We start from the raw sequence: 19,686 nt of genomic DNA on the forward strand, positions 1-19,686 counted from the left end.
AGTGCGGGTGAGGTGAATGAAAGCTTTTAGTTTGAAAGGAACCGTAAGATGGCTATCTTGGGTAAAATTGTTCCTGTGTGTCTGAGTATTGGTTCACGCCAATATCGGAAACTAGGTGTGCAACCGCTGACCCCAAATACCGGGACTAGTACTGTATTTTTCATTTGGGGGTACCGTTAGCAGCTTTCATGGGACTATGCTACCGGGGAAAGTCCTCACGCCTCACAAAGGAGCATAAAATGCGATTATTTAAGCCATTGATGTCCTAGCCGTTTTGCAGCCTTTTGTTTTGGAACAAATATGGAATCTTCGTGGAATTATTTGTTCAGATTAAATACTCCCACAAACAGAAAGTGCTTGCCCTGCGGAAAACCGATGCGGCGAGTGGCTCGTCGAGGAAACTTATCGCTGCGAGGTTCTCCCTGACGATATCCCGTCGTGGGCTAGTCCTAGCCAGGAATTGTCCAGATTCTAGATACCATCTTATGGTACTATTAACACCAAACAGAGCGAGGAAAGGATAGCATCATGAAACCTAAACTGCCAGTAAGGGAAACCTGGGGGCGACTTGCCGCTCTATTGGTCTGCTATCTGTTGATTCCCCTGCTGTGGAGGCTGTCTACCCCAGAAACAGGAATAGTGTCCGCTATCACCACCCTCTTCCTAATTTTCCCCGCAATCGTGCTGGCGCTTTCAGCCTGGGACGGGGCGAAACGAGGATTCGGAATCCTGTGGATTATTTGCCCCTTTCTGTTTTGGCTGCTACCAACCTTTATCTATATGAACGACTCCGCCTTGGCGTGGGGCGTGTTCTATACCGGACTCGCGGTACTGAGTAATTCCACCGCCGCCTTCCTGACCCGCGACACCCGCGATACCCCAACCGCAGCTGATTCGAGGTAATCAGGCTTATCCGGTGCCCAATTCCCAATCAATGAGAAGACGGCAAAGGATTTCGACCGGATTTGGAATGGCACCTCATGAACCCACGCACCAGACTAAAGTGTTAGCGTGACCTTTGAGACAATTGACTATTCGCCCTTGCGCCTCTTGCAAGAAGCCGCGTTGCGCCACCCCGGGCGGCGTTCCCTGATTTGGGTACGCCCAGACTACACCGATCTGGAGAGGTGCGAGACTTGGAACGTGGCACAAGCTTTTGCGCGCGTGGTGGCGTTAGCGGGACTGTTGCGCGATTGGGGTGTTCGGCCCGGCGCGCGTCTAGCGGTGATAGGCAAGAATTCCCCGTGGCACCTCGTGACCTATGCCGCTGCGGCCGCACTGCCGGCGGTGACAGTACCGCTGAATTGGCAATATCCCGAGGCCGAACTGGCCGGAGTGCTGGCACACTGTGAGCCGGAAGTGATTTTTATGGACACGGATAACCACGCAAAAGTCGCCGCTGCCTTGAGCGCGTCGGGGGTAGAACCCCGAAAGGTCGTGGAGTTTGGGGAATTAGCGCGGTGGTGCGCCCCATCTGTCACGTTTCCAGGCACAACCAGCATGGCTGCTCGCGTTTCCGCCGATAGCTCCCCCACCTCCGGGTCGCCCGGGTCACCTTCCGCTTTGGACTTAGCGTTGTGCATGAGGCGCCAACTGGGGTCGTTGCCGATTTGCACGGACACCACGCCCGGCGCGATTATCTATACTTCCGGCACCTCCGCTAGCCCCAAGGCTGCCCTGTTGACCTATAAAAACCTGTGGTGGGGCTGCCAAAATTTTCGCGAGGCCTTCGAATATTCCCCGGATTGTGTCGAAGCCGTGGCTGCTCCCCTGTCGCATATCGGCGGGTTCAACGGCACCACCACGGATTTGTTCACGAACGGTGGCACCGTGGTGGTGTTCGAGAAATTCAATCCTGGGCTGGTGCTGCGAGCTATCGAGCGCTTCGGGATTCAGATGATGTTCGGGGTGCCCACCATGTTTAGGCTCCTAGCCGACGCGGCCGAGACGGGGAATTACGACACCTCGAGTTTTACCCGTGCGCTGGTGGGCGGGGCGGCCTGGGATACGGAACTCGCGGCGCGGGTCATTGCCTTAGGTTGGGGGCCAATCAATATTTGGGGCATGACCGAGCAGAGTGCCTCTGGGGCGTGTCTGACCAGCGAGGTGATGACGGGGCGCGAAATCGGGGTGGGTCGGGCCTTCCCCCACATCGAGCTGCGCGTCACCGGTAAGGACGGCCGGCCGGTGCCCCCGGGCACCATCGGACAGTTAGAGTGTCGCGGGCCGAGTGTCACCGGTCAGTACTTTCGTGACCCCGAACTGAGCGCCGCTATGATAGACCCGGAAACCGGGTGGTTGAAAACCGGGGATTTAGGGGTATTTGACCAGGATGGTTTCCTGCGTCTCAGGGGAAGGCTCAGCGACACTATCAACACGGGTGGTGAGAAAGTTTTTGCCACCAAGGTGGCCGAGGCGCTCGCGGCGCTGCCCACTGTGTCCGAGGCGGCCGTAGTAGGGGTTCCTGACCCGAAGTGGGGCGAGGCTGTGGGTGCAGTGGTGGTGGCGAAAGACGCGGAAAACCCGCCCCCGCTAGCGGAGCTTCGCGAAGCGGCGCGCGCCCGATTGGCGCCTTATGAACTGCCCCGCCGCCTGGTAATTGTCCCGGCGATTCCCCTCAATTCCAACGGGAAACCCGACCGGGAACTCCTGCGCCATTGTTTCCACTAGTGCCGGATTTCGGCTAGCGCCTCGTGAAAAGGAACTCTACGCACAGACGACGGACTTTGCCGAAGCACAACGCTGTTCGCGCTGCTGCTGGCGTTGTACCACCGACTCAGCTTCTTGCCAGGCGGGCTTATCGGAGCCGTCCTCCAGGTGCGCAAACTGCGGAGGAATTAGGCGTTCATAGTGGTGCATGGCGGCTACCCAGAGTTTCCCAGCACGATAACTTGACCGCACCAGCGGCCCGGACATACAGGCCGCGAAACCCATCTCCAAAGCCAGATTCTTCAACTCCACGAACTCTTGGGGTTTCACCCAGCGTTCAATCGGCAAATAGCGCGGCGAGGGGCGCAAATACTGGGTAATAGTCAAAATATCCACCCCGGCGTTCAGCATATCGCGCATCGTAGCCTCGACTTCGTGGCGTTCCTCCCCCAGCCCCAACATCAGATTCGACTTGGTTATCAGCCCCCGGGAGCGCGCCTGGGAAATAATGTCCAAAGTACGGTGGTAGTCGAAGGCCGGGCGCACCCGATGCATGAGGCGCGGCACGGTTTCCAGGTTGTGCCCAAAAACTTGCGGTTCGGCACTAAACACTTCCCCCACGGCGCGGCGCGCCCCACGAAAGTCGTCCACCAGCAGTTCCACCCCGGTTTCGGGGCAGGCGGCGTGAATCTGTCGGGTGGCCTCGGCGTAGAGCCAAGCCGCTGCCTCGGGTTGGTCATCGCGGGTCACGCCGGTGATAGTGACATACTTTAACCCCAAGTGTGACACGGTTTGCGCCAGTCGTTCCGGCTCCCCTGGGTCGATGGGCTCGGGCTTACCGGAGGCAATATCGCAAAAACCGCAACGTCGGGTACAAATTGCCCCGCCGACCAAAAATGTCGCCTCGCGGTCTTCCCAGCATTCGTGGATGTTGGGACATCCGGCCTCGGCGCACACGGTGTGCAGTTTCGCGCCTGACATCAGCTCGCGCATCGCCAAATACTCCGAACCGCTTTTCGCGGTGATACGCAACCACTGGGGGTGTTTTTCACGCGGAGTCTGGGCGTTTCGCACCTCTAGGCGCAGTGGTTTACGGGTGCGTTCCGTCTCCAGCGTTGACATTGCCCCTCCCCTGCTTTGTAACATTTTTTATTGTGGCATAATACCCGTTTCGGGGTCGCTTTGCGAATTTTCTTGTAGGTTCCGCGCGGCTTCGGTTGGTGGTTTGGTTTACCGGCTCATGAGGTGCCAGTCGCCAAGAGCGGCTGGAGTTTCTTCGCGAGCTGTCCGGTAATCACGGCGGCGGCCTGATTCATTGCCGGATATGCACCTTCCTCAAAAAGCGAAGTCACCCCCGCGTCCGCTAGACCACAGGGAATAATTCCGGTAAACGCGTTGGAAAAGTCAGGGTTAATATTCAGCGCTAAGCCATGCAATGTTGTTGCCTGCACTACTTTTAAGCCGATTGCGCACAGTTTCCGGTCTTGCCCCACCCCGCGTTGCACGGCAGTACGCCCGGCCGCATCGCGGTAGCGCATCCACACCCCGGCACGGCCTTTAATGGTTTCCACCGGAACATCCCACGTATCGCGCACCGCGTCAACCACAGCGGCTTCTACGGCGCGAATATAGGCAATCAAATCCACCGGTTCGCGCAGTTTCACAAGCGGATAAATCACCAGCTGCCCCGGCCCGTGCCAGGTGAGAGACCCCGCCCGGTCGGTACGGATTACCGGTAGTTCTTTGTTCAGCAAATCGACTTCATGCGTGTTACGCCCCGCCGTATAGGTCGGCTCGAACTGCGCCACCAGCAGCGTGTGGTCTTGGATGCCGTCACGTACTGCCGCCCATATCTCGCGCTGCAGCTGGTCGACTTCCTCGTATTTCACCAGCCCGCGTTTCAAAAGATTCTCGATGCGCATTCTGTAATCTTACCGACTTACAGGATTTTTCTAGGGGCAATTACGCGCAATTGCACGTTTTCGCTTCTCTCAACCGACGTTCTTGTTAGGCTCAGCGGTTTCAGTCGGGTTCATGAGGGGCAGGCTAAGTTTCACGCGAGCTCCACAGATATTGCCCTGTCTATCTTCGAGGTTCGAGAGCTGTATCGTTCCCCCGTGTGCTCGCACTACCTCTGCCGCCACGGCCAGACCCAAACCAAAGTGCGCCGCGCCCCGAGTGGTACCTCGCGAAACGTCATCCCGGAAGAATCGCTCGCAGCCGCGCTGCAGCGCCAGAGCCGAAAAACCCACGCCGTCATCTTCCACGCAGATAACCAAAAACGCAGCCTCATTCAACACCGAGAATTTCAGCCTCACCTGCTGTCCACGCGAGTGCTCGCAGGCATTGTCAACCAGGTTTAATACCGCGCGTTGTAAGGCCAGGGCATCGCCTTTGAACTGGGGTTTATCCGTGCTGGTCGCTAGAAGTTTAGTTAGCACGGGGCAACGCGAAGTCTCCAGGGTGATTCCGCGAGTAGCGCTAAGGTTTTGCGCCTGGTGTTCCAGCTGTTCAAGCCACTTTCCCAACGCTATTGGCCGTATGTCTAGCCCCTGGGATTGTCCCAATGTGGTTTGTACAATCACGTTGACGAACTCGCTGATAATCAAGGCCGAGTCCCGAGCCGCCTGGAGACATTGCGCCTGTTCCGCACCGAGCTTTCCTGCCGCCGCGTCCTCGGCCAGCAACTCCATGTTACCCAACACCACTGTCAGCGGGGTCTTGAGGTCATGCGCCAGAGCGGCCAGTTGTTCCCGGATTTGCCGTTCGGTTTCTTGTTGCCTAGTCAAACTAGTGTACAGAGAATCACGCATTTGTTCCATGGCACGTAGCACCCGATCGATTTCGACAACATTGCTGGTGGACACCGTTTGGGTGAAGTCTTGCCGTCCGACGGCTCGAGCCACTTCGGTGAGTGGCCGCATCTTTTTCCCCAGCACCAAGCCGGCTCGCCAGGCGGTGACCCCCACTATGGCCGTCAAGCCGGCTACAGTGGCAATCAGATACAGGTTTTGAGGGTTAGGCAGCCCATCGCGCAGATTTTTGTTTGCCCACTGGGGCATGAGGTGATAGCTCAAAACGCATTTATTTCCTTTTGCGAGGCTAAAGGAGACAAAATTCCCCCCTGGATAGCTCACGGTTTCTGGCGTTTTACGAGGTGAAAATACCAGGTAGCGAGCGATTTTTCGCTGCACCTCGTCCATATCAGCAGCCACCAAACTGCCATTTTCATCCCACAGAGCGTATCGGTAGGCAGAGGGGATTTCCTCCGCCTTGAAGCTCTCACGAATCGCCAGACGATTCTTCACTTCTGCTAAGTGTTTCTCGGCGTAGTTGGCCGGCAAAACTGCCCCGGTGTTCAGTTGCCAAGTAAAGACACTCCAGGGCACCGCCATCGCAAACAGCGCCCCAAGCAGCACATAGAGAAAATACCGCCCTATCACCAGGGAAAGAGGAAACTTTAGCCCCACGCGTGGCAATTTCACACTTCCCATTTGTATCCCACCCCACGCTTATTCTTGATGGGGTCAATCCCGTGTTGGCGCAGTTTGCCACGCGCATTACTCAGGTGCATCAAAATGGAGGTTTCCCCCGCCGCTTCGTTCCAGCCAAATACTTCGTCGTGAATTTGCTCTTTAGAGAACACTTGCCCATGATTCAGCGCCAAAAACTCACAGATTGAATATTCCGTGGGCGTCAAGTTTACGGCCTTGTTTCCGACTAGCACCTCATGAACCCCCATATCGAAACGTACCGACCCCAAAGAGAAAACCTGAATACGGCCGCGCTGGTCACGGCGCAGATGCGCCTTAACCTTGGCGCGAAGCTCCCCCAGGCTGAAAGGCTTGCGAATATAGTCATCGGCTCCGATTTCGAGCCCTTGGATAGCATCGGATTCACCGACTTTCGCGGTGAGGAACACGATGGGGTAATCCACCCGGTTGCGGATTAGCTCCACCAGGGCAAAACCATCGAGCCCCGGCATCATTACATCGCACAGGATAAGGTCGTAGTAACGCAAATCGAGACGTAGCACCTGTTGCGGGTCGTTTACCGTCGAGACAGCCTGCCCATCACGGGACAGGGCTCGCGCCACCAAATCCGTAATCGCCACTTCGTCATCTATCACCAAGATTCGTGCCATTCCACACCTCCTTGTTTGCTGACTGTCACCATGTGCCAAGCGCCGTCCATTGTTTCGTATTCCCTAGGCGTCACTTTGGCGCGGTTCGAAACGGCGAATCCACCAGGCAGCTCCACCGTAGCAAATCACGAGACCAAAACCACAGATTCCCGTTGCCTGTTGCCACGTGGCCAAAACCACGCTAGCCATGTCCCCAGCCGCGTGCCACGCCACCGCTAATTCTATGGGTAAAGCCCCCAGCAGCGCCGGCCAGCTAGTGGGCAGAACCGAGAATACATTTAGTTCACTGGCCGTGAGTTTGCCGGTCACTAAACCGTGGGCTAAGCCGCCCATCGAAAAGAAGGCCAGCATCAGACCAACGGCACCCACCGCGATACTGGCATTTCGCCCCCATCTCAGGGCAAACACATAAAGAATCAGATACAGCGAAACACTGCCCAGACTTAGTCCCAGCCAGGTTCCTATCCAGGTGGTGGCCTCCAGGCTTTGTCTTCCTGTCAGCTGGAGGCTGCCCGCGAATACGCCCACCGCCAAGCCCAAAGCCAGCGCCCCCAGCATCCACAATGTAAATACCCTCGCCGCGAACACGCGCCACCTAGAAGCTTGCGCCACCAAGTTGGAAAACCTGGTAGCCTCGCCTTCCAGATCCGCGTCTATGCCGCAAATAATTCCCACCATCAGCGGCATCATTGCTCCCAATAGCTGCACAAAAGCATCGGCTCCCAGGGTGGGATTCCAGGCCGCGAAAGCAAAATAAGCCCCGCCACCCCCGCCAGCCACTAATGCACACGCCAGATGTAGGGGCAACAGAAAAGAATGACGCAAACGCCGCGTTTCTGCTCGCACCGCCCGCCCGAAGGTGATTCGTGGGGAAAACATCGGGAGAAGATGCGTGTCCTTGCTGCTCATCGCAACTCCTCCGAGCGCGCAAACCACCTCAACCCCAGGACGGTCAACACCGCACTCCAAACTATAGCACAGACCAGCGCCAAGACCACCTGTCCACCACCCGTGAGGCTGGCCACCAAGGCTGGGTCGGCACTGGCTGGTTCGGCACTGGGTAAAACTGGCAGGAAACTGGTGGGGACAATCACGGTGGCGATTGGTGGGAACAGTGGCCAAAATGGCACCGCAAACCAAGCAAAGCCCAGGACTAACTGGATAATCAGGGGCACGAAGACTCCCGCCAGCACTCCCAACCGTGCCGTCAGGAAAATCGCCACTGGGACTATCCAAGAACTCAAAACCGTGATAGCTAGCGCCGCTGCCAGCATCGGGAGTATCCTCGCGGATTCACCCGGCACCAACAACGCACCCAACGCATAGATAGCAAAAACAATCAGGTTGGACACCGCCGCCAAAAACCAGCAACGGCAGTGTTTCGCCAGCCACAAGCGCCACCGGGGTGTCCCCAGCGAGAGTAAGGCGCGGTGCCCGAGGCGAGAATCAAGTCTAGCCGTGACTACTGACAGCAACACTAAAGCGACTGGAAACAGCAGGGTGTACCAATAATTCCATGGGAAGAACTGCAGTCCCAGGGGAGGAATAAACATGGCTATCCCCAGGGCTAGCAGCGGAAATGGCAGCGCCAACAATACAGCCAGTCGCAGGGGTGCCCCGTGGCGTGATTTCTTGGTTTCGGCACGCAGCAGGGCAAAAAACGAGACTGGATGGGGCGCGGTAGTGCAAAGCATTTCTGGATTCACCGGATGCCCCCTTTCCGGCACACGTCCAGGAACAGGGCTTCTAGGTCCTCGCCGTCTCGCAGCGCCTGTTCATAGGCGAGTTTCCCGCCAACGATAATCCCCACGGTATCCGCCGTGCGTTGCACCTCAGTAAGGATGTGACTGGAAAGCAGCACGGTTATGCCACGCTTGGGGAAACTGCGTATTATCCCCCGCAGTTCCTCGATTCCCACCGGATCAAGACCATTAGTGGGTTCATCCAGAATCAGCAGTCGCGGATTCCCGAGCAGTGCCAGAGCGATGCCGAGGCGTTGCTTCATGCCCATCGAGAATTTTCCGCAGCGTTTCTTTCCGGTGTCAGCCAGGCTGACTATTTCCAGCACGCGCTCGATTTCGCTTTTTGGCAGCCCCAGCAGGGTGGTGCGCACTTCCAGGTTTTCTCGGGCACTCAAGTTTGGGTACAGCGGGGCTTGTTCCACCAGCGCTCCCAGATGGTAGAGGTCACGACGCTCCCAGGGATGCCCCTGGAAACGGATTTCCCCGGCCGTGGGTCGCAACATTCCGGTAATCATTTTGAGAGTCGTGGATTTACCGGCACCGTTGGGTCCCAGGAGTCCATAGATTTTCCCGGTTTCCACGTGCAGGGACACTTGGTTTACCGCCGTCTGCTGGTTTTTGCCCCGCCCGAAGCGTTTCACCAGCTCCCTGGTTTCTAAAATATAATCTGTCATCGTTTTCCCCTTCGTGGCAGTTTCTTTTGATGGTTCATGAGGCGCTAGCCGGGAATCCGGGAGGCACCTCATGAACCCAGTATGAAAGGGAAAAATAAAGAATCAGTAAAGATGACCGCTACTGTACAGGTTGTGTGCACTGTACGGGTTGCGTGCACTGTGAACCCAGAGGGACTCGAACGTGGACCCAGAGGGGGTCGAACCTTTATTGCTCTTTGTGCTGTTCAGACCCGGTTTTATTGCCTGACCAAACCCCGAAATGGGTGGTTTAATGGGTGGTTCGCATCGCCATTTCCCTCCAATTCCTGGCGGTGCTGTCCGTGATATAGTTGAACCGGCATCGGGTGTATTCGCTGCGGTCGTTCAAAACCACGGCGAGTCCCGGCATCCTTGCTGGTAGTTCGTGTGGTGAAATCGCGTCCTCTGGTATCGTGCCGAAAATCAGCTCGCTGCCAACCCGGTTCGGTTGCCGGAACGAAACCCTTAACTGGGCAATGTCCCGGATTTGCGTTGGGATTGCTTCTCCGTCGGTCTTTTGTGTGATTAATATCACTGTTATTGCCGCCGAGCGTCCCATTTTGACAAGCTCTGTGATACCCCTAATGACCTGCTGGTATGCATGTTTTTCTTCTTTGGTGAAAAAGTTGCCCTGGCTCAAAAACAATTGACATTCATCGACAATTAGTGTAAAATGCGGCATTTGTTTTCTTGGAAGGTTCCAGCCGTTCGCAACCCCGACCTGTTCGCAAAAATCCACCCGCCTGCGGCGTTCTTGGCAAAGCCAACCCGTGATGTGTGCCAACTCCGAAATGTCGACTTCTCCGGGTTTGCGGTTCAACGCCAACGGTGCCAACGCCGACCAATCCCCGCCCCCCTTGCCGTCCGCGATAAAAAGTTTCGTCTCCCCGGTCTTTGCTCCCTCGAAAAAGTAGGGGAACAACCCGCTGATAAGGCTCAATGTCTTTCCGCTGCCGCTCATGCCCGCGACAAGCATCCCTGAAACCCCCGAAAAATCTAGGTTGACGTCTTGCCCGAAATCGTCTCTTGCCAACCCCTGAATTCTTCCCGCCTCCGTGTCGGTGACTACTTCGTCCGGTGTGGTGATTTCAAACGCCTGTCTCAATGGATCTGTTCTCCAAAGAAAAACCTCCGCGAAATCTGTGCGACCCTCGTGGTCAATGGGTGTGATTGTGGCGTATTTCCGCCGGTCGAGATATTTTTTAAGGTCGGTAATCAGCCGCTCCCGGTCAAGCCCCGGAACCTTAGCTCGCAAAATGTCGCCGCTGCGGGTTCTGGTCAATGTGACTTTCCCGCCCTCGTCGTAGCCGAGCATTTCCCAAAGCCGTGCTGCTCGCCATTTCCGTGCCCATTTAAACCAATCAATTCTCCACCAGCCCAAGGCGTAACCCAAAAAGTTTATCCATTTCGGTGTTCCCCTGAGCCGGTCGATAATCGCGATAATGGCTGGAATGACAACCACGACAATTGCTGCGATAATCCCCGCGACTTTTAAATTAATGTTATCTCGGAAATAAAACAATCCCGCCGCGATAATTGTTAACTGAGTTAACGAAAAAACTGTTGATTTTAGAACTAGAATCCCCGGATTTGGGTTTGTGTTGTTTTGCATTTCATTCTCCTTCCCCATCTCCGGGGATTTCTCTTTAAAAACTATTTGGCTTGCTTTTCAGCAATATCGTCGACAATTAAACTGTATTGCACGCGGTTGCCGGTTCGTTCGCTCGTGTAGGGTGTGACCCAAATCGTGCCCTTGAATTCGTAAAACCCGCCAGGCTGCATTTGTGCATCCGGGTTCAGAATCCCGATTGTGACGTTGTTGGCTTCATGCAATTGACCGTCCCGCCCGCGAGCCAGAACTTTTGCCGGAAACCGATAAACGGTTTTATCGTTGACTTTGACGGTCTCGTCCCCGCGAGTTTTCGGTTTCAAATCCGAAATCGGTGTTAATGTCGCCAAAACCCAGCCGGTTTCGCCGTTAAACAATTGTGAATTAGTGATAATACGCATTTTGAAATTCTCCTTAAACTAGTTTGCGTTAATGTGTAAATCAAAATAAAAATCTGTCGTGCCAAATTTTGTTCTGTTCCGCCCTGTATTTGGCGGGTTGCCGCCCCGACGCCGAACGCACCCAAGGGGCGGGAGGGCAGCCTTAAGCAAGCCCCCCGTCGCTCGGTGGCGGGGTCTCCGACTCTGCGAGCAAGCCGCCCGGAAAGGGCGGTTCAAACGGGGGGTATAGTATTACCCCACGTTTGTATCTTGTATCTTTTTATTTGTTTCTTTGTGTTTAAGCCTTAAGGTGGCTGTCCTTTTGATACAAGGGTGCTCTTTTTGTATCTTTTTTTGTATCTTTTCATTGTTCTATCCAACCAGGTCAGGGAATAATGGAATTGACTTCGGATATAGCCACGGTTTCTCTCGTGTCTCCCGTAATTGTCCAGCCCATAATTCGTTTTGGTTTATCATTTCTCTATCCTCCATTAAGTAAACGTTTGTAATGCGGCTGACCAACGCCGGGCGTAACTCCTTTGGATATTTTTTGAGCAAATCGTCTAGCCTAAGGTTGCTGATTATCCAAACCACCTCCCAGCCCGCGTAATGGTTGCTGTATCGGGCATCCAATTCTGTGGCGTATATGTCTGTGACCTGTAGTAATTCCTCGATTCCAATCTGTCCGGTGAAGTCCTCGAGAATCAACACCCTCTGACCTTGGTAGTTGTCCCAAACGTGCTGGTAGCCGTTCTTTCGGTAAATGTCTCTGCGGTCGTACCCTGCTTCGTTGAGAACGTGCCATGATTTCCCTGCCCCCGGCGGTCCCCAAAGATAGTTAACCTCAATATTTTCCCTGTCCTCGGTTTGCAACCCCCTGAATTGCTCTTCTTTGATGCCGTTTTCCAGGGCTTTGATTTTCAAGAATTGCATTCCCAACTCAGGGTGGTCGTTAATGATTTGTCCCGCGGTTTTTCCGGAAATGATTTCTTGATATATTTCCTCGTTGCTTATTCGTGACTTTGTCCTCGCGTTTTTTCTGAGGTCGTCCCAATTATCTTGACCGTCCTGTCGAATTCGAATTGGACTAAGCTCCGGGTGTTCTGTGATATATTCATAATCATCGTCTTTCTTTGCGACGGCGGTGTCCAATTTCGTGACGTAGTTGATGCAATCCAAAATTGTTCCGCATCGCGGTTCCAAATGAACTTGTCCGTCGAATTTGTTTCTCAGCGTGTCAAAACGAATCGCTGCTCCTATTATGGTACCGTGTACAAAAACTTGCCAATGCAAATATTCCGTGTCGGTTTTTCCTTTTTCCAACTGTCCGATGTACTGATATTTTTTTAGCCTGTTTTCGACCTCTTTTTTGTCAAATTTGCTTGCTGGAATTGTCAACATCCAGTCTCTTGTTGCCCTCATCTGTTGTTCCTCCTGACGAACCTCTTTCTGAAAATCAAAAGTTCTTATGCCTCAATTGTAAGACCCACCCGGTAGACGAAAATTTACGAGTTTTGTAACGCCATTATCAGGGCTTTTATCTGGCGAGGGTTAACCGCGACTGCCGCTGTCGTCTTTACGGCGGGCTGGGTGCCCTTAGGGCTGTCCGGCTAAAGCGATGGCCGCTGCCGCGAGGAAGCCCGCCTAAGCCCCCTGTGTGCCCTTGTGTGCGACTTTTACCCCTGTTTGCTCCGTTGGGGTAGGCTGTTGCCCTGAAACCCCCGCAGAATCGAACGTGTGCCCTCGTGCGGCTATTTGAAGATTTCCTGCAACGCCTGGGCTGCCTTCTCCTCATTTCCGTGCGTGTAGACTTTGAGTGTGACCCGTGATTTCTCGCTATGACCCGCTAAAAGTTTTATTGACCCCTGGTCCATGTTGTGTTGCTCCAAAAGGCTTATAAAGATATGTCTCAAATAATGCGGTCTGAAATATATCCGACGACTTCCCGTAATGCCTTTTGCTTTCCAAAACGCTTCAAATCCCGGCTTCCAGATTTTGCCCAACCCACTTTGTTGAAATACTCTCCCTGTGGGTGTGAGAAATATTAAGTCCCGTGCCCATTCTGGTGTGTTGCTGTTTGCCCGGTGTTCTGCTTTCCGCCGTTGTAACGCCTCCTGCAAAACTGGATTGATTGGTACAATCCTTTCGTTGCCGGTCTTGGTCATCGTTTTGAGCCCTGGCTGTTTGACCCCGTGCTCGGCTTTCTCCAATTGCTGCTTAACTTTCAGCTTTGCCCTCCACGGCGTTTTCGACCCCAAATTCTTGAGGCAACCCCACTCAAGTCCCAGCATTTCCGATACCCGCAATCCGGTGGTTGACAAAACCAGCATTGGAAGATATAATTCGCTGTTCTGCTCTTTGAGCCACGGTAAGATTTGGTCAAGCGTCCTGGTCGCTGGCACAAATAATCGTTCGTCCCGCTGCCGGATTTCTGTTGCTGGTCGTGCCATTTGAAATTGGTCCATGATATTGTGTTCTAGCTCTCCGTGCTTCATGCATTGGTTAAAGAGCCTGGTCAATGCCCGTTTTCTGTTCCAAAGCCCGGATTTGCCGATACCTCGCCGTTCCAATTCCTCAAAAAGCCGCTCTATTTCAGCCAACTTAATCGCTTTTATGGGCGTGGTTCCGCCTAAAAACTCGGTGACGTCCCTCATGGTTGCCCGGTATTTCTCCCGCGTGACGGTCTGCAACGCCCGCCCTGCTTGCCACTCGTCAAGCCAAAAATGTACCGCCTGGTCAAGATTAATGCCGCCTGATTCTCTAGCGGGTCTTTCAGGGTCAGCCAGCCGTTTTGCTAAAAGATTCTTGTACCGCTCTCTCGCTTGTTTCTTGTCAGCCCCGGTACCCCGAATCTTATAAATTTTCCCGTTGCTGTCGCGGTGGTATGCCTGGTAAATCCACCGTTCCCCATCCCGGTATTTTTGTTTGTAGTAGCTGCCTTCGCCGTAATCACCCATGGCTCGAATCCTACCAGAAAAATGGGTGGTTTAATGGGTCGTTTTTACTCAAATTTCCGACCCTCAAATCGCTTTGACCTGCGGCTTTATCTGTTTTGTGGACCCAGAGGGACTCGAACCCCCGACATCCACGGTGTAAACGTGGCGCTCTAGCCAACTGAGCTATGAGTCCTGGCATTGGTTTCGCCGGTGCGAAAACCGCGCTATTGAGGATAACATTTCTTGCCCCGTTGGGGCTAATTGACGCGCGCTTAGTACATCCATGGACACATAAGAGGTAAAAGTAACTATCTTGACATCAAGATAAGTCTGTGACCTGGGATTTTACTCAGCCCACAATTCTAGCAAAGGGCTTATGCGTCCAAGACTATACTGAAAAGATGCCATACCTGGTGAAAGCCAGGAAAACTATTGCAGCCCCCGCCAACCAGGTACCAACGGCTCGCTCGATATCAACTCACCCCACGGTATTGGCCTTCACTGCTATACTGGCCGGTTATGGGACATAGCCACGCCGCCGTCAAGATCTCGCGAACCCAAGAAGCCTCAACCACGTCACGAACGGCGCGCCTGGTGGTCACCATAGTGTTGGCAGCGCTGACCTTGCTAACGGTAGTGGGAATGGCCTGGTTGTGGCCAGATTGGAATCACCTGGCCGCGATTCGCCACCAACCGACCAGTTTTTCCACCGCTGCGGGGGTCTCTTTTGAAAACGCCAAGATTCTGGAGGTAACACCCCGCTGCATCGACACAACCGTGGCGGATACTCCCACCCCCAGCAGTTCCCGTCAAGCGTGCCTTCGCCTGAAAGTGCACCTGGACACCGGCCCGGAAAAAGGCCAGACCGTCACGGTGGAATCGGTGGGACCGGCGGCGGAATCGAACCTCTCGCCAGGCGACATGGTTCAGGTAATGCGATCGGCCAGTGCCTCGGGTTCCGGCAACAACTACAGTTTTTCAGGGGTACACCGCACCGGTCCAATAATGTTCTTCGCGTTGCTATTTGTGGTCGTGGTAGTGGCAGTCGCCCGCTGGAAGGGCGTGTTTTCGCTGTTGGGACTGGGTTTTGCCACAGCGATCATCGGGTTTTTCATGTTGCCGGCCTTAGCCAGCGGCCGGCCGGGAATCTGGGTTGGTTTGGTGGGTGCCAACGCAATTATGTTGGTGGTGATTCACGTGGCGCACGGGGTGTCGATGCGCACTGCGGCCGCGATGCTAGGCACCCTGTGCGGCTTGATATTGTCGGCTCTGTTCGGGACAGCTGCGGTGTGGCTGGGACATTTATCGGGATATGTGGATGACATGTCTTTTGATTTGTCGGCGAATATCCCCCATCTGAACATGCGCCAATTGTTGATTGTAGCGATTATCTTGGCGGGTCTGGGGGTGTTGAATGACGTGACCATCACCCAGGCTTCCTCGGTGTGGGAGCTGCGTCTGGCCGCCCCGCACTACACCCGTTGGGAGGTGTATCGCTCCGCGATGCGGATTGGGTGTGACCACATTGCCTCGACGATTTATACGGTGGTCTTTGCTTACACGGGGGCAGCTTTGGCCACGGTAATGCTGATTGTCATGTTCTATGACCGTCCCTTCAGCGAATTGTTCGCTACCGAGAGTATCGCGGCAGAGCTACTCCAGATTCTCACTTCCGCTAGTGCTTTGATTTTGAGTTTGCCTCTGACTACGGCTATTGCGGCGCTGATGATTCGTAAAGCTAAAGTAGCCAACGCGGATGCGGTGGAAAATTCGGCTTCATGAGGTGCCATCCCGGATGGCGACCCAGAGGCGCCAATCTCACCTGCCGTATGTCAGGAGTAACGGCCTGGGGATACCGAAATCTAAAAAGGGCTATTTGCGGGTTTTTAACCCGGTATTCCGGGCAAAAAACAGCCCCCGAACCGGGTGTTTTGCCTGTTCAGGGGCTATTTGCTTGGTAGCGGGGGCAGGATTTGAACCTACGACCTCCGGGTTATGAGCCCGGCGAGCTACCGAACTGCTCCACCCCGCGTCATTGACCCATATAGGTTACCAGGAAAAGGCTTGCCCCTCAACTTGAAGTTGAGGGGCAAGCCCATGATGGAGTTTTTTCGTGTAAAACTTCAGTTTCTAACAGCTGCATTCAGCTTTGCAGCCACGGAGGAAGCGGTTGGACTGGGGTGGCTGGTCTCGCCAGCAGCAGGTTTATTTTTATCCTTGGCGGCCTTTCCCCCGGAGGCTTCACTGCCAAGGAGAGCTTCGCCGGGGACAGTATCCGCGATACCCTGCAGTTCCACGGCCTTTTGCAGCTGGGTCTTCAACTCGGCTTGCGCTTTGCCATAGGCCGCCCAATCCCCAGCTTTCATGGCCTGGTCAGCGGATTCTATCGCCGCCTTGGCACCCCGGAGGGCTTGCTGCAGTTGTTGCTCACGGGTCAACTTCGGAGCTTCGGGAGTTTTACTGTCTTTTCCTCCGGTCTGGCCACCGGTGTCACCCGCATTCTCGGAAGTCACCGCCCCGGAATCACCCCCGAACAAGTCGTCGAGGGATTCTTTCAAGGTGGGAGCGAAACCAATTTTATCCCCAAAAGAAGTCAACACGAAACGTAACAGCGGATAGGTGGTACCCGATTTACCTTGCACATAAACCGGTTGTACATAGAGCAATCCTCCCCCCACCGGCAAAGTCAGCAGATTCCCGCGTACCACCTCGGTGGACTGCTGAGACAACAGGTTCAAAGTTCGAGACACATTATCTGTGGTTTTGAACTTGTTAGAAACCTGACCCGGGCCGGGAACCGCCAAGTCTGACGGTAACGACAACAGTTTAATTTTGCCGTATTCCGGGCGCATTTTGCCTTTCTGATTGCCAGTTTCCGAGTCAACCGTCAAATAACCTGTCAACACGTTACGATCCGATTGCCCATAAGGGATATAGGTCGAGTACAGCGAGAACTCGGTGGATTTCTGGCCAGGCGCCTGCATCGTCAGATAGTACGGCGGTTGCAACGCAGAAAGCACCGTGGTTGATCCCTCGTGCGTTGGATCATCGGGTAGCTTCCAGAAATCCGAACCGGAATAGAAAGAGCGCGAATCGGTGGTGTGATAACGCGCGATTAAGTTGCGCTGCACTTTGAACATATCCTCGGGGTAGCGGAAGTGCGCCATCAAATCCCCCGGTACCTCGCTCAGCGGTTTGAGTTGGCCGGGGAATACTTTCGACCAGGAATTCACCACCGGGTCTTTAGCATCCCACTGGTACAGGGTTACCGAACCGTCATAGGCATCCACTACAGCCTTCACCGAGTTACGCACGTAGTTCACCGCTGCAGGAGTCCCGATACTGAACTGAGAAGTGCGGGAATCCATAATCGAATTCGTGAAATCTACATGCGCGGAATATGGATATGAATCCGAGGTGGTGTAGCCGTCTACAATCCATACCACGCGTTTGGGGGTTTTCGGATCCCCGTCCATATCCACCACTGCCGGATAGGCTTTGGAATCCAAGGTCAGATAGGGCGCCACCTTGGATACGCGCACCTCTGGGGATCTATGGAACAGGATTTGCGAAGCCGGGTTTACCTGCTGGGAAAAGAAAATCTCTGAGGATTGGAACTTAATGGCATACATCAGTCGTTCCCACAGACTTCCCACGCTCGGTCCCCCATTACCGGTAAATGTGTTATTCACACCCTTATCTTTGGAAGTATCAGAGGGGTAGTCGAATTCCTGTTTCCCGCCGCCCTTGGGAGAACCCACAATAGAATATTCTGGTGAGTACTGGCCAAAATAGATTCGAGGCTCATATTCACCGAGCTCCCCAGTGGAAGGAATCCCGTGTTCCCAAAAGGCTGGGGATCCATCCGAGTTTACCTTGGAGCCATAAGCGGTTACCACCCCAAAACCATGGGTGAAAACAGTGTGCTGATTCACCCAAGATTTCTGGGAATCCCCTAGCTGGTTGGGATCTAATTCTCGAACCGCAATCACGGTGTCTTGAGCCTTGCCGTTAATCTTGTAACGATCCACCGACAGATTCGACGCGAACCGATAGTACTGACGGTTTTGCTCTAATTGTCCGAAGGTGCGGGAAACAACCGAGGGATCCAACAGGCGAATAGAGGCCGTGGATTCACTGTCTTGACGCAGTTGTCCCGCCGTAGCTTCGGTTTTAGCCTTATAGGTCTCTTCTTTAACATCACTAATTCCAAAGGCATCCCGCGTAGCTTTGATGTTGTTGGAAATATAGGGCGCTTCCAGTTCCTGAGCCGAAGGGTCAACTTGGAAGCGTTGGATTAAGTAGGGATAGAGTCCCCCCACCAGCACCGAGGAGAGCACCATCACGCCCAATCCCGTGGCGGGAATAACCCAGGATTTACGGAAACCGCCCACCACGAAAAGTACCGCGATGACCAGGGAAATCCCTACCAAGATGTTCTTGGCCGGCAACACCGCATGGATATCCGTATAGGAAGCTCCCGAAAACTTGTCGTGGGTGCCCAGCAGCAGTTCGAAGCGTTGTAGATAGTAGCGCAAGGCATAAATTGCCGCCAGAATAGCCAGCAGAATCGAAATGTGAATCCGGGTACGGCTGGGAATCTCGGACATGGACGATGAAACATTCCCCTGCAAATAGTATCTGGCCAAGGTAAACAAACCCGCCATAACGAAGATATTAAAGATCAACGTGACCAACTGAGAATACACCGGCAAAGAAAACACAAAAAACGACGCATCCATCCCGAAAACCGGATCCTTAGTTCCAAAATCACTGCGCTGCCACCAGGCGGCAAAGTTCTGCCACTGGCTAGGCAGGGCTACGGACACAAAGAGTCCCCCCAAGATAGGAGCCAGGATGATAATCAGTTTGCGTCGCGGTTCCAGGGCGTCACGCAGGGAAGTCACTCCTGGGCGGGCTTCACGGCGCATGTCTCGGCGCAGTTCTTCTTCGAAGGCTTGGGAATCACTGGGTTCAAATGTTTTTTCAAACTCGAGCTTTAAATCCTCAATTTTCTCGGCTTCATCCTCAGTTTTGGCGGTTGCGCTGCTTTGGTCTCGCTGCGCCTTCCGTTTGGCTTCGTCCATCTTTTTTTCCGCATTGCGACGATTGGCTACTTTGGCGCGCTGCGACGCATAGGGGCTGGCTTTACTGGCAATCGCGAGATTAACCCAGGTAACCACGGCAGCCAACAGTGTCGCCACCAACACCAGGCCGATACGCCACCCCCAAGTGGTCAAAACTACCGAGAATCGCCCCAGCTGTTCGAACCACGCGAACTCCGCCCAAACTCGGGCAATGAATCCCAACAGAGGGATAATCAACGCTAAAATCCCCAGTACAATCCCCAAAGTTTTCCCACTTCCAGGGCGTTGACCACCAATTTTGCTGTGCGGCGGTTTGGAGACTCCACCCCCGCCTCGACCGTTGCCACGTCCTGGCGGGCCGCTAAAAAAAGAATCGAATACTGTTCGGTTGGAAGTGTTAGACCCCACCATTCACCTCTTTTTCTTGGTAGCTACAACGGTCACCAT

16 protein-coding genes and 2 tRNA genes are annotated in these 19,686 nt (G+C 54.2%); 4 read left to right on the forward strand and 14 right to left on the reverse strand.

Annotated elements, in window-relative coordinates; translation table 11 throughout:
- Positions 1-528 precede the first annotated feature (528 nt).
- Positions 529-903 (forward strand): hypothetical protein, encoded by a 375-nt coding sequence (locus tag HMPREF0577_RS05295; protein WP_004012698.1) that lies wholly within the window; start codon positions 529-531, stop codon positions 901-903.
- A gap of 108 nt (positions 904-1,011) precedes the next feature.
- Positions 1,012-2,670: a class I adenylate-forming enzyme family protein gene (locus HMPREF0577_RS05300; RefSeq protein WP_004012699.1), complete on the forward strand. Its 1,659-nt coding sequence runs from the start codon at positions 1,012-1,014 to the stop codon at positions 2,668-2,670.
- A 36-nt stretch (positions 2,671-2,706) separates the two neighbouring features.
- On the opposite strand, the gene lipA is transcribed toward HMPREF0577_RS05300, so the two are convergent.
- From lipA to HMPREF0577_RS05360, 12 genes are all read right to left on the reverse strand, one after another.
- Positions 2,707-3,771: a lipoyl synthase gene (lipA, locus tag HMPREF0577_RS05305; protein WP_050750035.1), complete on the reverse strand. Its 1,065-nt coding sequence runs from the start codon at positions 3,769-3,771 to the stop codon at positions 2,707-2,709.
- Between the two features lie 116 nt (positions 3,772-3,887).
- Complete coding sequence (lipB, locus tag HMPREF0577_RS05310; RefSeq protein WP_004012701.1) at positions 3,888-4,571, reverse strand: lipoyl(octanoyl) transferase LipB; 684 nt, start codon at positions 4,569-4,571, stop codon at positions 3,888-3,890.
- 69 nt (positions 4,572-4,640) lie between these two features.
- A complete protein-coding gene (locus HMPREF0577_RS05315; RefSeq protein ID WP_004012702.1) occupies positions 4,641-6,143 on the reverse strand; it encodes a sensor histidine kinase in 1,503 nt (500 codons plus the stop codon).
- Positions 6,131-6,793 carry a response regulator transcription factor gene (locus tag HMPREF0577_RS05320; protein WP_004012703.1) on the reverse strand — a complete coding sequence of 221 codons (663 nt, stop codon included), beginning with the start codon at positions 6,791-6,793 and terminating at the stop codon, positions 6,131-6,133. The genes HMPREF0577_RS05315 and HMPREF0577_RS05320 overlap by 13 nt, the downstream gene beginning before the upstream one ends.
- A 63-nt stretch (positions 6,794-6,856) precedes the next feature.
- Positions 6,857-7,702 carry an ABC-2 family transporter permease gene (locus HMPREF0577_RS05325; RefSeq protein ID WP_004012704.1) on the reverse strand — a complete coding sequence of 282 codons (846 nt, stop codon included), beginning with the start codon at positions 7,700-7,702 and terminating at the stop codon, positions 6,857-6,859.
- Positions 7,699-8,499, reverse strand: coding sequence for a lantibiotic immunity ABC transporter MutE/EpiE family permease subunit (locus HMPREF0577_RS05330; protein WP_004012705.1), 801 nt, complete (start codon positions 8,497-8,499; stop codon positions 7,699-7,701). The genes HMPREF0577_RS05325 and HMPREF0577_RS05330 overlap by 4 nt, the downstream gene beginning before the upstream one ends.
- The gene (locus tag HMPREF0577_RS05335) at positions 8,496-9,281 is read right to left on the reverse strand and encodes a lantibiotic protection ABC transporter ATP-binding protein (protein WP_004012706.1); all 786 of its coding nucleotides are present in this window, start codon (positions 9,279-9,281) and stop codon (positions 8,496-8,498) included. Before HMPREF0577_RS05335 ends, HMPREF0577_RS05330 begins: the two co-directional genes overlap by 4 nt.
- Positions 9,282-9,477: 196 nt before the next feature.
- Entirely contained in the window at positions 9,478-10,839 is a 1,362-nt protein-coding gene (locus HMPREF0577_RS05340; RefSeq protein WP_169305147.1) for an FtsK/SpoIIIE domain-containing protein, read from the reverse strand.
- 41 nt (positions 10,840-10,880) lie between these two features.
- Positions 10,881-11,237, reverse strand: coding sequence for a hypothetical protein (locus HMPREF0577_RS05345; RefSeq protein ID WP_004012708.1), 357 nt, complete (start codon positions 11,235-11,237; stop codon positions 10,881-10,883).
- 351 nt (positions 11,238-11,588) lie between these two features.
- The gene (locus tag HMPREF0577_RS05350; RefSeq protein ID WP_004012709.1) at positions 11,589-12,638 is read right to left on the reverse strand and encodes a P-loop NTPase family protein; all 1,050 of its coding nucleotides are present in this window, start codon (positions 12,636-12,638) and stop codon (positions 11,589-11,591) included.
- A 329-nt stretch (positions 12,639-12,967) separates the two neighbouring features.
- On the reverse strand, positions 12,968-14,173 hold the full coding sequence (locus tag HMPREF0577_RS05355; protein WP_004012710.1) for a tyrosine-type recombinase/integrase: 1,206 nt from the start codon (positions 14,171-14,173) through the stop codon (positions 12,968-12,970).
- A gap of 98 nt (positions 14,174-14,271) precedes the next feature.
- Positions 14,272-14,345: transfer RNA gene (locus HMPREF0577_RS05360), tRNA-Val, on the reverse strand.
- Positions 14,346-14,553: 208 nt separating this feature from the next.
- On the opposite strand from HMPREF0577_RS05360, the gene HMPREF0577_RS11985 reads away from it, so the two are divergent.
- A complete protein-coding gene (locus HMPREF0577_RS11985) occupies positions 14,554-14,682 on the forward strand; it encodes a hypothetical protein (protein WP_004012711.1) in 129 nt (42 codons plus the stop codon).
- Positions 14,672-15,934: a YibE/F family protein gene (locus tag HMPREF0577_RS05365; RefSeq protein WP_004012712.1), complete on the forward strand. Its 1,263-nt coding sequence runs from the start codon at positions 14,672-14,674 to the stop codon at positions 15,932-15,934. The genes HMPREF0577_RS11985 and HMPREF0577_RS05365 overlap by 11 nt, the downstream gene beginning before the upstream one ends.
- Positions 15,935-16,107: 173 nt before the next feature.
- Here the strand turns inward: HMPREF0577_RS05365 and HMPREF0577_RS05370 are convergent.
- Positions 16,108-16,184: transfer RNA gene (locus HMPREF0577_RS05370), tRNA-Met, on the reverse strand.
- 91 nt (positions 16,185-16,275) lie between these two features.
- On the reverse strand, positions 16,276-19,503 hold the full coding sequence (locus tag HMPREF0577_RS05375; RefSeq protein WP_004012713.1) for a UPF0182 family membrane protein: 3,228 nt from the start codon (positions 19,501-19,503) through the stop codon (positions 16,276-16,278).
- Positions 19,504-19,686: the final 183 nt, after the last annotated feature.

The organism is Mobiluncus mulieris ATCC 35243 (genome assembly GCF_000160615.1).
GTDB lineage: Bacteria > Actinomycetota > Actinomycetes > Actinomycetales > Actinomycetaceae > Mobiluncus > Mobiluncus mulieris.